The organism is Citrobacter europaeus (assembly GCF_037482245.1).
Taxonomy (GTDB): Bacteria; Pseudomonadota; Gammaproteobacteria; order Enterobacterales; family Enterobacteriaceae; genus Citrobacter; species Citrobacter europaeus.
Genome location: NZ_CP148084.1, coordinates 4,552,097 through 4,567,929, shown reverse-complemented (window position 1 = coordinate 4,567,929; position 15,833 = coordinate 4,552,097). Strand labels below are relative to the sequence as shown.

Below are 15,833 nucleotides of genomic sequence, written 5' to 3'. Positions count from 1 at the left end.
TTGAATCAAATTGTGATTTGTTTTGATTGATACTGACATCATTTTATCAAGAAGGCAATGCGCTGATTTTTGGTGTTGAATAGAAAAGTGTGAACAAATTACAGCGTGACAAGATGGTTTACATGAAATGTATTTTTGTATTTTATTGTTTTAAAGGGAGTTATTTTGGATTTGAAGAATTCGAAGGAAATCCACGCTGCAAGTAAGAGAATTATTTGCGTACTGCATCACATTTAATCAAATTCAATCTTGTTGTGATTACTTTTGAAAACTAGAGTGAGAGCACAACATCCTGGGCATCTGTAATGAATGTTCAGCAACTTCGTCTACTGGAGATCGTTATGGAGATCCTCTACAACATCTTTACCGTCTTTTTTAATCAGGTTATGACCAATGCACCGTTGCTGTTGGGTATTGTGACCTGTCTTGGTTATATCCTGCTGCGTAAAAGCGTCAGCGTTATTATTAAAGGCACGATCAAAACGATTATCGGTTTTATGTTGCTGCAGGCGGGATCGGGCATTCTGACCAGCACGTTTAAACCGGTGGTGGCGAAGATGTCTGAGGTTTACGGTATCAATGGCGCGATCTCTGATACCTATGCCTCCATGATGGCAACCATCGAACGCATGGGTGATGCCTACAGTTGGGTAGGGTACGCCGTACTGTTGGCGCTGGCGCTGAACATTTGTTACGTACTGCTACGGCGTATTACCGGCATTCGCACCATCATGCTGACCGGGCACATTATGTTCCAGCAGGCTGGCCTGATTGCCGTCTCTCTCTACATCTTTGGTTATCCAATGTGGACCACGATCATCTGCACTGCGGTGCTGGTGTCGCTCTACTGGGGCATTACGTCCAATATGATGTACAAGCCGACACAGGAAGTGACTGACGGCTGCGGTTTTTCCATCGGTCACCAGCAGCAGTTCGCCTCCTGGATTGCTTACAAAGTCGCGCCGTATCTGGGTAAGAAAGAGGAGAGCGTGGAAGATCTCAAGCTGCCTGGCTGGCTGAATATCTTCCATGACAACATCGTTTCAACCGCGATTGTTATGACTATCTTTTTCGGCGCGATCCTGCTCTCTTTCGGCATTGATGTGGTTCAGGCGATGGCGGGTAAAACCCACTGGACGGTCTATATCCTGCAGACCGGTTTCTCCTTCGCCGTCGCTATCTTCATCATCACCCAGGGTGTACGTATGTTCGTCGCTGAACTTTCAGAAGCGTTCAACGGTATCTCTCAACGTCTGATTCCCGGTGCGGTACTGGCTATCGACTGCGCGGCGATTTATAGCTTTGCTCCCAATGCGGTGGTCTGGGGCTTTATGTGGGGCACCATCGGCCAACTGATTGCGGTGGGCATCCTGGTGGGCTGCGGCTCTTCCATCCTGATTATCCCAGGCTTTATTCCGATGTTCTTCTCGAACGCCACTATCGGCGTGTTTGCTAACCACTTTGGCGGCTGGCGCGCGGCGCTCAAGATTTGTCTGGTGATGGGGATGATTGAAATCTTCGGCTGCGTCTGGGCGGTGAAACTTACCGGTATGAGCGCCTGGATGGGCATGGCGGATTGGTCAATTCTGGCGCCGCCGATGATGCAGGGCTTTGCCTCCATCGGCATCGTGTTTATGGCCGTCATTATTCTGATTGCACTGGCTTATATGTTTTTCGCAGGACGCACGTTGCGCGCTGAGGAAGACGCAGAAAAACAACTGGCAGAACACTCTGCTTAATAAGGAGTTCCGATTATGACCGTACGTATTCTGGCTGTGTGTGGCAATGGGCAGGGCAGTTCCATGATCATGAAGATGAAGGTGGATCAGTTTTTAACCCAGTCAAATATTGACCATACGGTGAACAGCTGCGCAGTAGGTGAATACAAAAGTGAGCTGAGCGGCGCGGATATCATCATCGCTTCTACCCATATCGCCGGTGAGATTACGGTATCTGGCAATAAATATGTTGTTGGCGTACGCAACATGCTGTCCCCTGCCGATTTTGGACCAAAACTGCTGGAAGTGATCAAGGCGCATTTCCCACAGGATGTGAAGTAAGGAGGCGGCATATGAAATTACGTGATTCGCTGGCAGACAATAATTCCATCCTTTTGCAAGCCGAAGCCAGTACCTGGCAGGAAGCGGTAAAGCTGGGCGTGGATCTGCTGGTTAAGGCTGATGTGGTTGAGCCACGCTACTACCAGGCCATCCTCGATGGTGTCGAACAGTTTGGCCCGTACTTTGTCATTGCGCCCGGCCTGGCGATGCCGCACGGCCGTCCGGAGGAAGGGGTCAAGAAAACCGGTTTTGCGCTGGTGACGCTGAAAACACCGCTGGTGTTTAACCACGAAGATAACGACCCGGTCGACATTCTGATAACGATGGCGGCAGTAGATGCTAACACGCACCAGGAAGTGGGCATCATGCAGATCGTGAATCTCTTTGACGACGAAGCCAATTTCGACCGTTTACGCGCCTGCCGCACCGCGCAGGAAGTGCTGGATTTAATTGATAACGCCACTGCGGCGGCTGTTTAAAAGGATACCAAAATGTCATTACCTATGTTGCAGGTTGCGCTGGATAACCAATCAATGTCTTCCGCATATGAAACAACGCGTCTGATTGCCGAAGAGGTCGATATCATTGAGGTGGGCACTATTCTTTGCGTGGCAGAAGGCGTACGCGCCGTACGCGATCTGAAGGCGCTTTACCCGCATAAAATTGTGCTGGCGGATGCGAAAATTGCCGATGCGGGCAAAATCCTCTCCCGCATGTGTTTTGAAGCCAACGCTGACTGGGTCACCGTCATCTGCTGTGCGGATATCAACACTACCAAGGGGGCGCTGGAGGTAGCGAAAGAATTTGACGGCGACGTGCAGATTGAACTGACCGGTTACTGGACCTGGGAGCAGGCGCAGGAGTGGCGTGACGCAGGGATTGGGCAAGTTGTATATCATCGCAGTCGCGATGCGCAGGCGGCGGGCGTGGCGTGGGGAGAAGCGGATATCAGCGCAATCAAACGCCTGTCCGAGATGGGCTTTAAAGTCACCGTCACCGGCGGTCTGGCGCTGGAAGATCTGCCGCTGTTCCAGGGAATTCCGATTCACGTCTTTATTGCCGGCCGCAGTATTCGCGATGCCGCCTCTCCGGTGGAAGCGGCCCGTCAGTTCAAACGTTCTATCGCCCAGCTGTGGGGATAAGGAGCGACTATGTTGTCGAAACAGGTCCCGCTCGGTATTTATGAAAAAGCGCTCCCCGGCGGGGAGTGCTGGCTGGAACGCTTGCAGCTGGCGAAGGAACTAGGCTTTGACTTTGTCGAAATGTCGGTTGATGAAACCGACGCTCGCCTGGCGCGTCTTGACTGGAACCGCGAGCAGCGTCTGGCGCTGGTGGCCGCTATCGCCGAGACAGGGATACGGGTCCCGTCCATGTGCCTGAGCGCCCATCGTCGTTTCCCGCTGGGTAGTGAAGATGATGCGGTGCGCGAACAGGGGCTGGAGATCATGCGTAAAGCCATTCAGTTTGCGCAGGATATCGGTATTCGCGTTATTCAACTGGCGGGTTACGACGTCTATTACCAGCAGGCAAATAACGAAACGCGTCGTCGGTTTCGCGATGGGCTGAAAGAAAGTGTGGAGATGGCGAGCCGCGCGCAGGTGACGCTGGCGATGGAAATCATGGATTATCCACTGATGAACTCGATCAGCAAGGCGTTGGGGTACGCCCACTATCTCAACAATCCGTGGTTCCAACTGTATCCCGATATTGGCAATTTGTCGGCGTGGGATAACGACGTGCAGATGGAGCTGCAGGCGGGGATGGGTCATATCGTTGCCGTACACGTGAAGGATACTAAACCCGGCGTATTCAAAAATGTGCCGTTTGGTGAAGGGGTTGTCGATTTTGAACGTTGTTTCGAAACGCTCAAACAGAGTGGTTATTGCGGACCGTATCTGATTGAGATGTGGAGTGAAACGTCGGACGACCCGGCACGTGAAGTGGCGAAGGCGCGCGACTGGGTGAAAGCGCGTATGGCCAGCGCGGGTCTGGTGGAGGCGGTGTAATGCAAAAACGTAAACAGCAGGTGTTCGAGGCTAACATGGATCTACCGCGCTATGGGCTGGTGACGTTTACCTGGGGTAACGTTAGCGCCATCGACCGCGAACGCGGGTTGGTGGTGATTAAGCCCAGCGGCGTCGACTACCAAACAATGACAGTGGATGACATGGTGGTTGTGGATCTGCACGGCAACGTGGTGGAAGGACGCTATCGTCCTTCTTCCGATACCGCCACCCATCTGGCGCTGTATCGCCGCTATTCATCGCTCGGCGGCGTGGTGCACACCCACTCAACCCACGCGACGGCATGGGCGCAGGCGGGTCTGGCAATACCTGCGCTTGGTACGACGCATGCGGATTACTTCTTTGGCGATATTCCCTGTACCCGGGCTTTAACTGAAGCTGAAGTTCAGGATGAATATGAGCTGAATACCGGCAGGGTGATTGTTGAAACGCTGGGGGAGGTGGAACCTTTACATACGCCTGGCGTAGTCGTGTACCAGCATGGTCCGTTTGCCTGGGGCAAAGATGCTCACGACGCGGTACATAACGCCGTGGTGATGGAGGAGGTGGCAAAAATGGCATGGATCGCGCGTGGCATTAATCCGGCTCTCAGCCCCATTGACGGTTATCTGATGAATAAGCACTTCATGCGTAAGCACGGTCCAAACGCCTATTACGGACAGAAGTAACGGCTAAGTCCTGGAGCCAAACTATTCAGGGGATGTTATCGATCTGGCTTCGGGACTTTTTTGCAAAAAAAGCCCCCGGTGAAGGGGGCAAATCAAACTGTGGCAATGTTCTCGTTGGTTATTTGCGGGTAGCTAGCGATAAATATCTGCACTGGCGTGCATATTTCCGTTACTACCGGGTTCCCTGGTGAGGATCACATGGTAGTAGGTTGCGCCTTGCGCATCTGTCTCTTCATTCAGGGCCTGAGTGGCTTCACTTTCAGTGGCGAAGTTATGATTTATGTAAATGACGCCTAAGCTCTGCACATCATCCATATTCCTGGCCTGATGATTGTCAATTTTGATGGCTGCCGTTGCATTTGCACTGAGCAAAAGCACAGCCAGAAGGGTCAAAACACGGGCTCGCATATGTACCTCCTCGACTGCGGTCTCTGGTTGCTTCTCTCCTGTGAGTGATTAGCTGCTGATGTAATTTTAACCGCTACTGGCGTAGTCGATAGCGACCATTTCTGATGCAGTTGTTCAAAAAATTACCGCATAGCCATCTTTTCTTTAATTAACAGTCTGCTGGTGTTTACCGCTGCGGTGAAAAATACCTGTCTTTCGCGCATAAGCTCTTACCAAATAGTCAATTTAATCGGCTGAGTACGCCGTTTATAGTGAGCTGGATAATTAATATAACTTTATGATAATAAGGCAAAAAGTTATGGATACTTCATTCATGGATTTCAGCTACTTTGTGATTATGTTCATGGTCGCGCTGGTGGCAGGCTTTATTAACGTGGTGTCAGGCGGCGGCGGTTTTCTCTCTATTGGCGCACTATTAATTTCTGGTTTACCCCCGGCTAATGCGCTGGCAACCAATAAAATTCAGGCGTTGGGCAGCTCGCTGACCTCCGGAATTTACTTTTTACGCCGGGGACATATCAACGTGCAGGAGCACAAGTATGTGTTTTTATCTGCCTTTATCGGTTCGGCGCTGGGAACGACGCTTATCCAGTTTATTGAACCGGAACTGCTGAAGAAACTGCTGCCAATCCTGATTATCGCGGTCGCCATCTACTTTATTTTTGCGCCAAATCTTAGCGAACCGAAAAGAAAGCGGCAGGTATCCCTGTTTCTCTTCTCATTGATCGGCGGGGGATGTATTGGTTTTTATGACGGCTTTCTCGGTGCCGGGGCTGGCTCCTTTTATACGCTCAGCTATATCCTGCTATGGGGATACAGTATCGATAAGGCGCAAATCCACTCGAATTTTATTAACCTGGCGTCGAACATCGCTTCGATTTTGTTTTTCATTTTCGGCGGTAAAATGATCTGGTCACTGGGGCTGGTGATGTTTGCCGGGCAGTCCCTCGGCGCACGTCTTGGCGCGACGGTCGTACTGACGCGCGGCAAGAAAGTTATCCGGCCGATGATTGTCATTGTCTCCATTTGCATCAGTATCAAAATGCTGCTGGATATGTATTAATGGCGGCATGGCAAATAATCGTACAATCACCTTGAGTTTACCTGCTGACCCCAGTATTATGACGCGTCATTTTTCAGCCGACCTTTAACACGTTCCTTGCCTCCATGGGCCTCGGCTGACCCAGACAGGAGGCTGAATAATCCGTAAGGAGCAATTCGATGCGTCATTACGAAATCGTTTTTATGGTCCATCCTGACCAGAGCGAACAGGTTCCGGGTATGATCGAACGCTACACTGCTGCCATCACTGGTGCAGAAGGCACGATCCACCGTCTGGAAGACTGGGGCCGCCGTCAGCTGGCTTACCCGATCAACAAACTGCATAAAGCTCACTACGTTCTGATGAACGTTGAAGCGCCGCAGGAAGTGATCGATGAGCTGGAAACTACCTTCCGCTTCAACGATGCCGTTATCCGCAGCATGGTTATGCGTACTAAACACGCTGTTACCGAAGCATCTCCGATGGTTAAAGCGAAAGACGAGCGCCGTGAGCGTCGCGATGATTTCGCAAACGAAACCGCAGATGATGCTGAAGCTGGGGATTCTGAAGAGTAATTTCTGATGACCAACCGTCTGGCGTTGTCCGGCACCGTGTGCAGGGCTCCCCTTCGAAAGGTCAGTCCATCAGGAATTCCTCATTGCCAGTTCGTGCTTGAGCATCGTTCTGTGCAGGAGGAAGCCGGATTTCACCGGCAGGCGTGGTGCCAAATGCCCGTTATTATTAGCGGACACGAAAACCAGGCCATTACTCACAGTATAACGGTCGGTAGCGCAGTGACCGTTCAGGGGTTCATCTCTTGCCACAAGGCAAAGAACGGCCTGAGCAAAATGGTTCTGCATGCCGAGCAGATTGAATTGATAGATTCTGGAGACTAGCCATATGGCACGTTATTTCCGTCGTCGCAAGTTCTGCCGTTTCACCGCGGAAGGCGTTCAAGAGATCGACTATAAAGATATCGCTACGCTGAAAAACTACATCACCGAAAGCGGTAAGATTGTCCCAAGCCGTATCACCGGTACCCGTGCAAAATACCAGCGTCAGCTGGCTCGCGCTATCAAACGCGCTCGCTACCTGTCCCTGCTGCCGTACACTGATCGTCATCAGTAATCGGTCACGGTCCATTAATACGACTTTGAGAGGATAAGGTAATGCAAGTTATTCTGCTTGATAAAGTAGCAAACCTGGGTAGCCTGGGTGATCAGGTTAACGTTAAAGCGGGCTACGCTCGTAACTTCCTGGTACCACAGGGTAAAGCTGTTCCTGCTACCAAGAAAAACGTTGAATTTTTCGAAGCGCGTCGCGCTGAACTGGAAGCTAAACTGGCTGACGTTCTGTCCGCTGCTGAAGCTCGTGCTGAGAAAATCAACGCACTGGAAACCGTAACCATCGCGTCTAAAGCTGGCGACGAAGGTAAACTGTTCGGTTCCATCGGTACTCGCGACATCGCTGACGCTGTAACTGCAGCTGGCGTTGAAGTAGCTAAGAGCGAAGTTCGTCTGCCGAACGGCGTTCTGCGTACCACTGGCGAGCACGAAGTGAGCTTCCAGGTTCACAGCGAAGTGTTTGCTAAGCTGACTGTAAACGTAGTTGCAGAATAAGTTTTTATTCTGATGACCGCGTAAAAGCGCCGGCCCTGTGCCGGCGTTTTGCTTTTCTGTTCCCCCGCTTTTCTCTCTGGCTATTCTTTATCCTTTTCGGGATAATCACAAAAATAAAACATTATTTCAAAGTGGTGATGGAATGGAACCAACGCACCAACCTCTGTTTGCGCGTAAAAATGTTGTCTACCTGAGCGCGGCGTTCTGCTGCCTGCTGTGGGGGAGCGCCTATCCGGCGATCAAAAGCGGATATGAGATCTTCCAGATTGCCACGGATGACATTCCCTCAAAAATTGTCTTTGCCGGCTATCGCTTCCTGTTTGCAGGATTATTGCTGCTACTGCTGGCGGTGGCGCAGCGTAAACCGATTGGCCGGTTAAGCCCGCGTCAATATGGTCAGCTCACGCTGTTGGGGCTGACGCAAACCTCGCTGCAATACATCTTCTTCTATGTTGGCCTGGCGTTCACGACGGGGGTGAAAGGGTCCATCATGAACGCGACAGGGACCTTCTTCAGCGTACTGCTGGCGCATTTCATCTACCATAATGACAAACTGAGCTACAACAAAGCGCTGGGTTGTATCCTCGGCTTTACCGGCGTAATGGTGGTGAACTTTAGCAGCGGAATGGATTTTAGCTTCAGCCTGTTAGGGGATGGCTCAGTGGTGATGGCGGCCTTTATTCTCTCTGCCGCCACGTTATACGGTAAACGTATTTCTCAGACGGTGGACCCGACGGTAATGACAGGGTATCAACTGGGCGGTGGCGGTCTGGCGCTGGTTATCGGTGGTTACGCTTTTGGCGGCACGCTGACCGTTCACGGCGCGTCTTCGGTGGCGATTCTGGGCTACCTGACGTTACTCTCTTCGGTCGCCTTTGCTTTGTGGAGTATTCTGCTCAAGCATAATCGCGTGGGGATGGTAGCGCCGTTTAACTTCCTGATCCCGGTGTCGGGGGCGGTGCTGTCGGCGATTTTCCTCGGCGAGAACATTCTTGAATGGAAATATGCGCTGGCGCTGGTGCTGGTCTGCTCGGGGATCTGGTGGGTGAACAAGGTGAAGCGTTGACGCTTCACCTTGATGCCTTATGGCGCTATCGCTCATCAGGCCTGGAATCGCGGGGCCACGGCGGTTAACGGGCGCGAATAAAACTGCCGTTAGGCTGGCGGGTAAACAGTACCTGCCGGCCATTGCCGGTATCAATGGTTAATCCCGTCACCACGCCGCTGGCATTCTGCCTGATCTGCACCATCTGACCGTCTTTCAGGTTACTCAGCGGTTTTCCGGCGCCTTCAACCTGCGCCATCGCGTATACATCGGTTGGCGGGAGGTTATGGTCACGGAATACCTGCGCCAGCGTTTTGCCTGAATCAACGCGATAGGAACGCCACTGCTGGTCAATTCCGCTATCCTGTTGGAAAGGCTGCGTTTGCGGCTGAGATTGCTGAGCCTGAGGCTGCGCGTCAGGTTCTCCTTCCTGGATTGGTTCCGGGGCAACCGGAGCGACCTGGCCTGGATCGTTTTGCGGCGCGACGAGCTGTGCCTGCAGCTGAGCCTCGGTCGGCGGCTGCGACTGCGACTGTAAATCCAGCTGAGCAGTACGCGTAACCACAGGGGCATCGCTGGTGTCACTGGAAGGGAGCAGGAAACCTATCACCAGCACGATAGCAGCAATAATAATGCCGCGGCGGTGCATAGGCGGTAGCGGATCCATAATGCGAAAATTGTCCGGTGCATGCCAGATTTTCGCCAGGGTTGGTTTTAATTCAAAGCGCCCGGGCATGGCTTTCCTCCTGCTCCGCGTCTCGTTCCTCGATCATAGAGTATAGATGGCTAACGCTATGATGTTCGTCATATTACCCGCTTTCGTGACGTCAACGCGGGATATTCCTATTGTTTATGTTTCCTCGCGATTTGTCATCTGTTCCCGAGACAAAGTTTTACCGGATGCGGCATGGCTGATATGCTGCCCGCTACTTTACATCCGATGAAAGGAAATATGATGGCTAACCCGACTTTTGACACTATCGAAGCGCAAGCAAGCTATGGCATTGGTTTGCAGGTAGGACAACAGCTGAGCGAATCCGGACTGGAAGGACTGTTGCCTGAAGCGCTGGTAGCGGGTATCGCTGACGCGCTGGAAGGTAAGCACCCGGCAGTGCCTGTTGATGTTGTGCATCGCGCGCTGCGTGAAATCCACGAACGCGCTGATGCAGTACGTCGCGAACGTTTCCAGGCTATGGCGGCTGATGGCGTCAAATATCTGGAAGAAAACCGTGAGAAAGAGGGTGTGAACAGCACTGAATCCGGTTTGCAGTTCCGTGTTCTGACTCAGGGCGAAGGTGCTATTCCGGCGCGTACTGACCGCGTTCGCGTGCATTACACCGGTAAACTGATCGACGGTACCGTGTTTGACAGCTCTGTCGCACGCGGCGAACCGGCTGAATTCCCGGTTAACGGCGTCATCCCTGGCTGGATTGAAGCGCTGACCCTGATGCCAGTAGGTTCCAAATGGGAACTGACTATTCCTCAGGAACTGGCTTACGGCGAGCGTGGCGCTGGCGCGTCCATTCCTCCGTTCAGCACGCTGGTGTTCGACGTTGAGCTGCTTGAAATCCTGTAAGCAGTGACTTCTGTTCCCCCCGAGGCCGGGGGGAGCAAAAAAATAGCGAGAAAAGCTATAGTTACGCCGTTGTCGATATATTATCTTGCAAATACCGCGCTAGCGTGTATTTTTGTGAGCTAATTCGCGCTATCAGAGTGATATGACACTCACTTTAAACATTAAATTAACATTATATCTAAATCTTAGTATTCATCCCGCCAATTCTTACCTAATATCGATGAGTCCTGATAACAGGATCGTCGTATCATAGACACACTAAAGGCCGTAGAGCCTGAACAACACAGACAGGTACAGGAAGAAAAAAACATGGTAGATCAGGTAAAAGTCGACGCCGCTGAAGAGGCATCGTCTGAACAGTCGCTACGGCGCAATCTCACAAACCGTCATATTCAACTTATTGCCATTGGTGGCGCTATCGGCACCGGCCTGTTTATGGGCTCCGGTAAAACCATCAGTCTCGCCGGACCGTCGATCATCTTTGTTTATATGATCATCGGTTTTATGCTGTTTTTCGTCATGCGAGCAATGGGGGAATTGCTGCTCTCGAATCTGGAGTACAAATCGTTTAGTGATTTCGCCTCCGACCTGCTCGGGCCATGGGCCGGGTATTTTACCGGCTGGACCTACTGGTTCTGCTGGGTCGTTACCGGAATGGCAGACGTTGTCGCGATTACCGCGTATGCGCAATTCTGGTTTCCCGAACTGTCAGACTGGGTCGCCTCGCTGGCGGTGATCGTGCTGCTGCTGAGCCTCAACCTTGCCACTGTAAAAATGTTTGGTGAGATGGAGTTCTGGTTTGCGATGATCAAAATCGTCGCCATCATCGGCCTGATTGTCGTCGGTCTGGTGATGGTGCTGACGCACTTCCAGTCGCCAACCGGCGTTCAGGCATCGTTCACGCATCTATGGAATGACGGTGGCTGGTTCCCGAAAGGTCTGAGCGGCTTCTTTGCCGGCTTCCAGATAGCCGTGTTCGCGTTTGTGGGTATTGAGCTGGTGGGAACGACCGCTGCGGAAACCAAGGACCCGGAGAAATCTCTGCCGCGCGCCATTAACTCGATTCCGATCCGTATCATCATGTTCTACGTTTTTGCGCTGATCGTGATTATGTCCGTAACGCCATGGAGCTCGGTAGTACCAACCAAGAGCCCATTCGTTGAACTGTTTGTGCTGGTTGGTCTGCCTGCTGCGGCGAGCCTAATCAACTTTGTGGTACTGACTTCAGCGGCCTCTTCTGCAAACAGCGGCGTGTTCTCTACCAGCCGTATGCTGTTCGGCCTGGCGCAGGAGGGCGTTGCGCCTAAAGCGTTTGCCAAACTCTCAAAACGCGCAGTTCCGGCGAAGGGTTTAACCTTCTCCTGTATCTGCCTGCTGGGCGGCGTGGTGATGCTGTACGTGAATCCGAGCGTGATTGGCGCGTTCACCATGATCACCACCGTGTCGGCGATTCTGTTCATGTTCGTCTGGACCATCATTCTTTGCTCGTACCTGGTGTACCGCAAGCAACGTCCGCACCTGCATGAAAAATCAATCTACAAGATGCCGTGGGGTAAGCTGATGTGCTGGGTATGTATGGCGTTCTTCGTCTTCGTACTGGTACTGCTGACGCTGGAAGATGATACCCGTCAGGCGCTGATTGTCACGCCGTTGTGGTTCATCGCGCTGGGTCTGGGCTGGTTGTTTATCGGTAAGAAACGTATGGCAGGCGTGCGTTAATCGCTAAGACGTGAGATGTAGGCCGGATAAGGCGTTTACGCCGCATCCGGCACTATGCTGGCGGGATTGCCTGATGCGGCTTCGCCTTATCAGGCCTACGTTCGAGGTCGTTGTAGGCCCGGTAAGCGCTAGCGCCACCGGGCTTTTTTATTCACCTGCGAGGGCACGCGGGAACAACACATTGTTTTCCAGGCTGATGTGTTCCATCAGGTCGTCGATCATCTCGTTGATGCCGTTATACATGGCTTTCCAGGTGGTGCAGGCTTCTGGCGGCGGCGTCACGTTATGGGTGATGTGTTTGATCACTTCGACCAGTTCACCCGCATCGTCATGTTCGCTTTCCATCACGCTGATTGGCCCCATCGCCTGGCTACCCATGCCCTGTTTGATCATCGGGAACAGGATCTGCTCTTCTTTCATCATGTGGCTGGACAGCTCTTCATGCAGCATGGTCAGGTTTTTCGCCAGACCGCGCGGTACGTTCGGTTTGTCTGCATGAACGCGTTCAACTTTAGTGGCCTGCAGGATCAACTCCGGCAACTGTTCGCGGTGTCTGTCGTGATAACGCACGATGATATGGTCGATGATTTCAGCCAGAGCCACGGTACGCCAGTCTTTCTCCAGCGGTTGTTCAGCCAGCTGCGCGAGCTGCGCCTCAATAACGTCTAAATCCAGCTCTTTACGCGCGGCAGCGCGTGCCAGCGTTTGCTTACCGCCGCAGCAGTAATCCATATCGTATTTACGAAACAGGGCCGAAGCGCGAGGAATAGAGAGCGCCAGTTCACCTAAAGGTTGATCGCGATAAGACATTGCCGTTACCTCATTCTCAATAATATAAGATGTATTTTAAATGCAACTTATGGCGAAGGATATAACCCTTTCGGGGTGGGGTGTTTTGTGATGAACATCACGAAAATTTCTTATTTCGTTAAGGTGCTGAATCTTATTGGAAAGGAGGGAGACGGCGAAAAAAGCCGCGTCACAGGATTAAATAAGCGCACGCCGCTGCCGATAGTTAGACCTCAGACAATACCTGCATAATAAAAGGCTACAGATGTTTAAACGAATCAAAGTGATAACCTTACTTATCACCGTGTTACTCGCCCTGGGCGCAATGCAGCTCATCTCCGCGGGCGTCTTTATTGGCGCGCTCAATAACGATAAGCAAAACTTCAACGTTTCTCAGCTTTCCAGCCAGAACGTGGCCGAGTTTACCGATGCGTGGATTAGCCTGAACCAGGCTCGCGTCACGCTCAACCGTGGGATGCTGCGTTTACAGGGAACGATGGCCAGCGATATTAACGGCGGTCAGTTGAAGGAGTTGGTGAACACGGCAAATCGCCTGTTGGCCGAGTCGAAAGCGCATTACGATAAATACTACGCTCTGCCGGAAACGCCGGGGCTGGATGAGCATCTGGCCGATCGACTGGAAGAGCAATATGGCATCTATTCTGCGACGCTGGCAAAAATGAACGCGCTGCTGGCTGAAGGAAAGCTGGAAGAGATGTTCAAGCAGAATGCCGAGCAAAAGCAAACGGCCATGCAGGAAGTTTATCGGCAATGGCGTAGCGCGCAAACGGCGCTGGCCACTGCTGGAGTGCAGGACAATGAGAGTGATTATCAGAAGATAATCTGGCTGCTGTCTGCGGTGATGCTGATTGTCGTCACCGTGATTATCGCCAGTTGGCTGGCAATGCAGCGGGTGCTGCTCAAGCCGCTGCATGAGGTGATGGGACATATTCGCCATATTGCCGCAGGTGATCTGACGCACCGCATCAACGCCGATGGCAGTAATGAAATGGCGCTGCTGGCAGGCAACGTCCGCGACATGCAGCGGGCGTTGGCGAACACGGTCAGCGTGGTGCGTGACGGGGCTGACACCATTTATACCGGCGCGGGTGAAATTGCTGCTGGCAGTAACGATCTCTCTTCACGTACCGAACAGCAGGCCGCCTCCCTGGAAGAGACCGCAGCCAGCATGGAACAACTCACCGCGACCGTGAAGCAGAACGCGGATAACGCGCGTCAGGCGACCAGTCTGGCAAAAAACGCTTCACAAACAGCGCAAAAAGGCGGAAACGTGGTCGATGGCGTGGTACGTACGATGGATGAAATCGCCACCAGTTCCAGCAAAATCGCGCAAATAACCAATGTTATTGACGGCATTGCCTTCCAGACCAACATCCTGGCGTTGAACGCTGCGGTGGAAGCGGCGCGGGCGGGCGAGCAGGGGCGCGGGTTTGCCGTGGTCGCCGGTGAGGTTCGTACGCTGGCGCAGCGTAGCGCTCAGGCGGCGAAAGAGATTAAGGCGCTGATTGATGACTCGGGAAATCGGGTCAATGCGGGTACGGCGCTGGTGCATGAAGCGGGCGAAACGATGGCGGAAATTGTTAGCGCCGTGACTCGCGTGACCGATATCATGGGCGAGATTGCCTCGGCCTCTGATGAACAGAGTCGGGGTATCGATCAGGTAGGCCAGGCGGTTGCCGAGATGGATCGTGTCACGCAGCAAAACGCCTCACTGGTGGAGGAGTCCGCTTCCGCCGCCGCCGCGCTCGAAGAGCAGGCTGCACGGCTGAATCAGACCGTGGCGGTGTTTAAAGTGTCGCGCCGGATGGCGGCGTAAACGCCTTATCCGGCCTACATGAGATCGTACAGTCCTTGTAGGCCTGATAAGCGCAGCGCCATCAGGCATCCCCTGAAACCGGCACTACCGCCGGTTTCTGCGGTTTTGACCGCACAGCAATTACCACGCCTATTACCAGCAGCGCAATGCCGCTTACCGTCAGCAACGGCGGAAATTCCTGACGCAGGATAAAGGTATATAGCAGGCCCGCCAGTGTTTCAAAGACAATCAGCGGGCCGAGGATCACCGTCGGCAGCTTCTGGCTGGCGACGTTCCAGCACAGTGCGCCAACCCATGAGCACAATACCGCAATGGCTATCATCAGGCCGATAAACACACCAGGGCGCGGGCCGAAGGGCAGAGCGAAGTCCGGCGTTTGCCCATGCAGCCACAGACACGCTGCAACATACCCCAGCAGAGAAACGGGCAGCGTCACCAGCGCCTGAGCCGTCGCCCACATCATCGGGTGCTTATCTGGATTCTCGCGCAGCCAGCGGGCATTACGCAGTGCATACCACGCCCAGCACACCACTGAGACAAGCGCCAATACGATACCGGAGCCATAACGCCAGCCGCTAAAGTTAGGTAACCCTTGATTCAGCTCCGAGATATTCACGCACAGCAGACCTATGCCAATCAACACCAGCGCAGGCGCCAGACGCCACCATGATAATTTGCCGTCACGCTGGCTGTAGAGCAGGTTGGCGAAAACCGGGATCACCACCGGCAATGTACCGATAATCATCGTTGAAACCGGCGCACCGGTGCGTTGAATAGCGCTTGCCAGGCAGACGTAATAAATCAGATTACCCATCATCGTTAGCGCCAGCGCCGTTATCCAGTCTTTACGCGCCAACTGGCGCAGACGCACACGCCCCAGCCAGGCAATCGGCAACGCTATCAGCCCCAGCGCCAGATAGCGCCCCATCGACTGCAATACCGCCGGGTATTCCGGTACGATCAGCGGTCCAACAAAAATTAATCCCCACATCAGCCCGGCCAGCAGGGCATACAACACGCCGCTAATCATTTTTGACATCCACATC

General features: G+C 52.9%; 19 protein-coding genes. 15 read left to right on the top strand and 4 right to left on the bottom strand.

All coding sequences use genetic code 11. The features are described from left to right. Positions 1-341: 341 nt before the first annotated feature. Genes ulaA through WHR59_RS21365 form a run of 6 tightly spaced genes read left to right on the top strand, consistent with a single transcriptional unit; the run spans position 342 to position 4,752 of the window. Positions 342-1,739, top strand: coding sequence for a PTS ascorbate transporter subunit IIC (gene ulaA, locus WHR59_RS21390; RefSeq protein ID WP_043018184.1), 1,398 nt, complete (start codon positions 342-344; stop codon positions 1,737-1,739). Positions 1,740-1,754: 15 nt separating this feature from the next. Next, on the top strand, positions 1,755-2,060 hold the full coding sequence (gene ulaB / locus WHR59_RS21385; protein WP_003025655.1) for a PTS ascorbate transporter subunit IIB: 306 nt from the start codon (positions 1,755-1,757) through the stop codon (positions 2,058-2,060). Positions 2,061-2,071: 11 nt separating this feature from the next. After that, complete coding sequence (gene ulaC / locus WHR59_RS21380; protein WP_006686330.1) at positions 2,072-2,539, top strand: PTS ascorbate transporter subunit IIA; 468 nt, start codon at positions 2,072-2,074, stop codon at positions 2,537-2,539. A gap of 12 nt (positions 2,540-2,551) precedes the next feature. Next, positions 2,552-3,202, top strand: a complete 651-nt coding sequence (ulaD, locus tag WHR59_RS21375; RefSeq protein WP_100193865.1) for a 3-keto-L-gulonate-6-phosphate decarboxylase UlaD — start codon at positions 2,552-2,554, stop codon at positions 3,200-3,202. Between the two features lie 9 nt (positions 3,203-3,211). Then, entirely contained in the window at positions 3,212-4,066 is an 855-nt protein-coding gene (locus WHR59_RS21370; RefSeq protein WP_043018185.1) for an L-ribulose-5-phosphate 3-epimerase, read from the top strand. Further along, on the top strand, positions 4,066-4,752 hold the full coding sequence (locus WHR59_RS21365; RefSeq protein ID WP_043018186.1) for an L-ribulose-5-phosphate 4-epimerase: 687 nt from the start codon (positions 4,066-4,068) through the stop codon (positions 4,750-4,752). Before WHR59_RS21370 ends, WHR59_RS21365 begins: the two co-directional genes overlap by 1 nt. A gap of 132 nt (positions 4,753-4,884) precedes the next feature. Here WHR59_RS21365 and yjfY read toward each other — a convergent pair whose 3' ends face one another. After that, complete coding sequence (yjfY, locus tag WHR59_RS21360; RefSeq protein ID WP_003025668.1) at positions 4,885-5,160, bottom strand: DUF1471 family protein YjfY; 276 nt, start codon at positions 5,158-5,160, stop codon at positions 4,885-4,887. A gap of 298 nt (positions 5,161-5,458) precedes the next feature. Between yjfY and WHR59_RS21355 the strand changes: the two genes are divergently transcribed. The 6 genes from WHR59_RS21355 to WHR59_RS21325 all read left to right on the top strand — a co-directional run bounded on the left by WHR59_RS21355 (position 5,459) and on the right by WHR59_RS21325 (position 8,887). Further along, positions 5,459-6,223, top strand: a complete 765-nt coding sequence (locus tag WHR59_RS21355) for a TSUP family transporter (RefSeq protein WP_043018187.1) — start codon at positions 5,459-5,461, stop codon at positions 6,221-6,223. Positions 6,224-6,381: 158 nt separating this feature from the next. Continuing rightward, positions 6,382-6,777: a 30S ribosomal protein S6 gene (rpsF, locus tag WHR59_RS21345; RefSeq protein WP_003025672.1), complete on the top strand. Its 396-nt coding sequence runs from the start codon at positions 6,382-6,384 to the stop codon at positions 6,775-6,777. 6 nt (positions 6,778-6,783) lie between these two features. Beyond that, positions 6,784-7,098 (top strand): primosomal replication protein N, encoded by a 315-nt coding sequence (priB, locus tag WHR59_RS21340; protein ID WP_003025674.1) that lies wholly within the window; start codon positions 6,784-6,786, stop codon positions 7,096-7,098. Positions 7,099-7,102: 4 nt separating this feature from the next. Then, the gene (rpsR, locus tag WHR59_RS21335) at positions 7,103-7,330 is read left to right on the top strand and encodes a 30S ribosomal protein S18 (protein WP_000135199.1); all 228 of its coding nucleotides are present in this window, start codon (positions 7,103-7,105) and stop codon (positions 7,328-7,330) included. Positions 7,331-7,371: 41 nt separating this feature from the next. Further along, positions 7,372-7,821, top strand: a complete 450-nt coding sequence (gene rplI / locus WHR59_RS21330) for a 50S ribosomal protein L9 (protein ID WP_003025676.1) — start codon at positions 7,372-7,374, stop codon at positions 7,819-7,821. Positions 7,822-7,963: 142 nt separating this feature from the next. Further along, the gene (locus WHR59_RS21325) at positions 7,964-8,887 is read left to right on the top strand and encodes a DMT family transporter (protein WP_043018189.1); all 924 of its coding nucleotides are present in this window, start codon (positions 7,964-7,966) and stop codon (positions 8,885-8,887) included. A 64-nt stretch (positions 8,888-8,951) separates the two neighbouring features. On the opposite strand, the gene WHR59_RS21320 is transcribed toward WHR59_RS21325, so the two are convergent. Continuing rightward, positions 8,952-9,602, bottom strand: coding sequence for a LysM-like peptidoglycan-binding domain-containing protein (locus WHR59_RS21320; protein ID WP_100193867.1), 651 nt, complete (start codon positions 9,600-9,602; stop codon positions 8,952-8,954). Positions 9,603-9,821: 219 nt separating this feature from the next. Here WHR59_RS21320 and fklB point away from each other — a divergent pair, with 219 nt between their 5' ends. Further along, positions 9,822-10,442 carry an FKBP-type peptidyl-prolyl cis-trans isomerase gene (gene fklB, locus WHR59_RS21315; RefSeq protein WP_003025685.1) on the top strand — a complete coding sequence of 207 codons (621 nt, stop codon included), beginning with the start codon at positions 9,822-9,824 and terminating at the stop codon, positions 10,440-10,442. A gap of 309 nt (positions 10,443-10,751) precedes the next feature. Further along, positions 10,752-12,161, top strand: a complete 1,410-nt coding sequence (gene cycA, locus WHR59_RS21310) for a D-serine/D-alanine/glycine transporter (RefSeq protein WP_043018191.1) — start codon at positions 10,752-10,754, stop codon at positions 12,159-12,161. A 147-nt stretch (positions 12,162-12,308) separates the two neighbouring features. Here the strand turns inward: cycA and ytfE are convergent, their stop codons facing one another. Beyond that, a complete protein-coding gene (ytfE, locus tag WHR59_RS21305) occupies positions 12,309-12,971 on the bottom strand; it encodes an iron-sulfur cluster repair protein YtfE (protein ID WP_003025690.1) in 663 nt (220 codons plus the stop codon). A gap of 244 nt (positions 12,972-13,215) precedes the next feature. Between ytfE and WHR59_RS21300 the strand changes: the two genes are divergently transcribed. Continuing rightward, a complete protein-coding gene (locus WHR59_RS21300) occupies positions 13,216-14,787 on the top strand; it encodes a methyl-accepting chemotaxis protein (protein WP_047406696.1) in 1,572 nt (523 codons plus the stop codon). A gap of 61 nt (positions 14,788-14,848) precedes the next feature. Here WHR59_RS21300 and WHR59_RS21295 read toward each other — a convergent pair whose 3' ends face one another. Beyond that, positions 14,849-15,817, bottom strand: a complete 969-nt coding sequence (locus WHR59_RS21295; RefSeq protein ID WP_199995009.1) for a DMT family transporter — start codon at positions 15,815-15,817, stop codon at positions 14,849-14,851. Between the last annotated feature and the right edge of the window lie 16 nt (positions 15,818-15,833).

What these genes read in the sequence shown, in the direction of transcription:
- ulaA (WP_043018184.1), top strand. Translation starts at nt 342, where the DNA reads ATGGAGATCCTCTACAACATCTTTACCGTCTTTTTTAATCAGGTTATG.
- ulaB (WP_003025655.1), top strand. Translation starts at nt 1,755, where the DNA reads ATGACCGTACGTATTCTGGCTGTGTGTGGCAATGGGCAGGGCAGTTCC.
- ulaC (WP_006686330.1), top strand. Translation starts at nt 2,072, where the DNA reads ATGAAATTACGTGATTCGCTGGCAGACAATAATTCCATCCTTTTGCAA.
- ulaD (WP_100193865.1), top strand. Translation starts at nt 2,552, where the DNA reads ATGTCATTACCTATGTTGCAGGTTGCGCTGGATAACCAATCAATGTCT.
- WHR59_RS21370 (WP_043018185.1), top strand. Translation starts at nt 3,212, where the DNA reads ATGTTGTCGAAACAGGTCCCGCTCGGTATTTATGAAAAAGCGCTCCCC.
- WHR59_RS21365 (WP_043018186.1), top strand. Translation starts at nt 4,066, where the DNA reads ATGCAAAAACGTAAACAGCAGGTGTTCGAGGCTAACATGGATCTACCG.
- yjfY (WP_003025668.1), bottom strand. Translation starts at nt 5,160, where the DNA reads ATGCGAGCCCGTGTTTTGACCCTTCTGGCTGTGCTTTTGCTCAGTGCA.
- WHR59_RS21355 (WP_043018187.1), top strand. Translation starts at nt 5,459, where the DNA reads ATGGATACTTCATTCATGGATTTCAGCTACTTTGTGATTATGTTCATG.
- rpsF (WP_003025672.1), top strand. Translation starts at nt 6,382, where the DNA reads ATGCGTCATTACGAAATCGTTTTTATGGTCCATCCTGACCAGAGCGAA.
- priB (WP_003025674.1), top strand. Translation starts at nt 6,784, where the DNA reads ATGACCAACCGTCTGGCGTTGTCCGGCACCGTGTGCAGGGCTCCCCTT.
- rpsR (WP_000135199.1), top strand. Translation starts at nt 7,103, where the DNA reads ATGGCACGTTATTTCCGTCGTCGCAAGTTCTGCCGTTTCACCGCGGAA.
- rplI (WP_003025676.1), top strand. Translation starts at nt 7,372, where the DNA reads ATGCAAGTTATTCTGCTTGATAAAGTAGCAAACCTGGGTAGCCTGGGT.
- WHR59_RS21325 (WP_043018189.1), top strand. Translation starts at nt 7,964, where the DNA reads ATGGAACCAACGCACCAACCTCTGTTTGCGCGTAAAAATGTTGTCTAC.
- WHR59_RS21320 (WP_100193867.1), bottom strand. Translation starts at nt 9,602, where the DNA reads ATGCCCGGGCGCTTTGAATTAAAACCAACCCTGGCGAAAATCTGGCAT.
- fklB (WP_003025685.1), top strand. Translation starts at nt 9,822, where the DNA reads ATGGCTAACCCGACTTTTGACACTATCGAAGCGCAAGCAAGCTATGGC.
- cycA (WP_043018191.1), top strand. Translation starts at nt 10,752, where the DNA reads ATGGTAGATCAGGTAAAAGTCGACGCCGCTGAAGAGGCATCGTCTGAA.
- ytfE (WP_003025690.1), bottom strand. Translation starts at nt 12,971, where the DNA reads ATGTCTTATCGCGATCAACCTTTAGGTGAACTGGCGCTCTCTATTCCT.
- WHR59_RS21300 (WP_047406696.1), top strand. Translation starts at nt 13,216, where the DNA reads ATGTTTAAACGAATCAAAGTGATAACCTTACTTATCACCGTGTTACTC.
- WHR59_RS21295 (WP_199995009.1), bottom strand. Translation starts at nt 15,817, where the DNA reads ATGATTAGCGGCGTGTTGTATGCCCTGCTGGCCGGGCTGATGTGGGGA.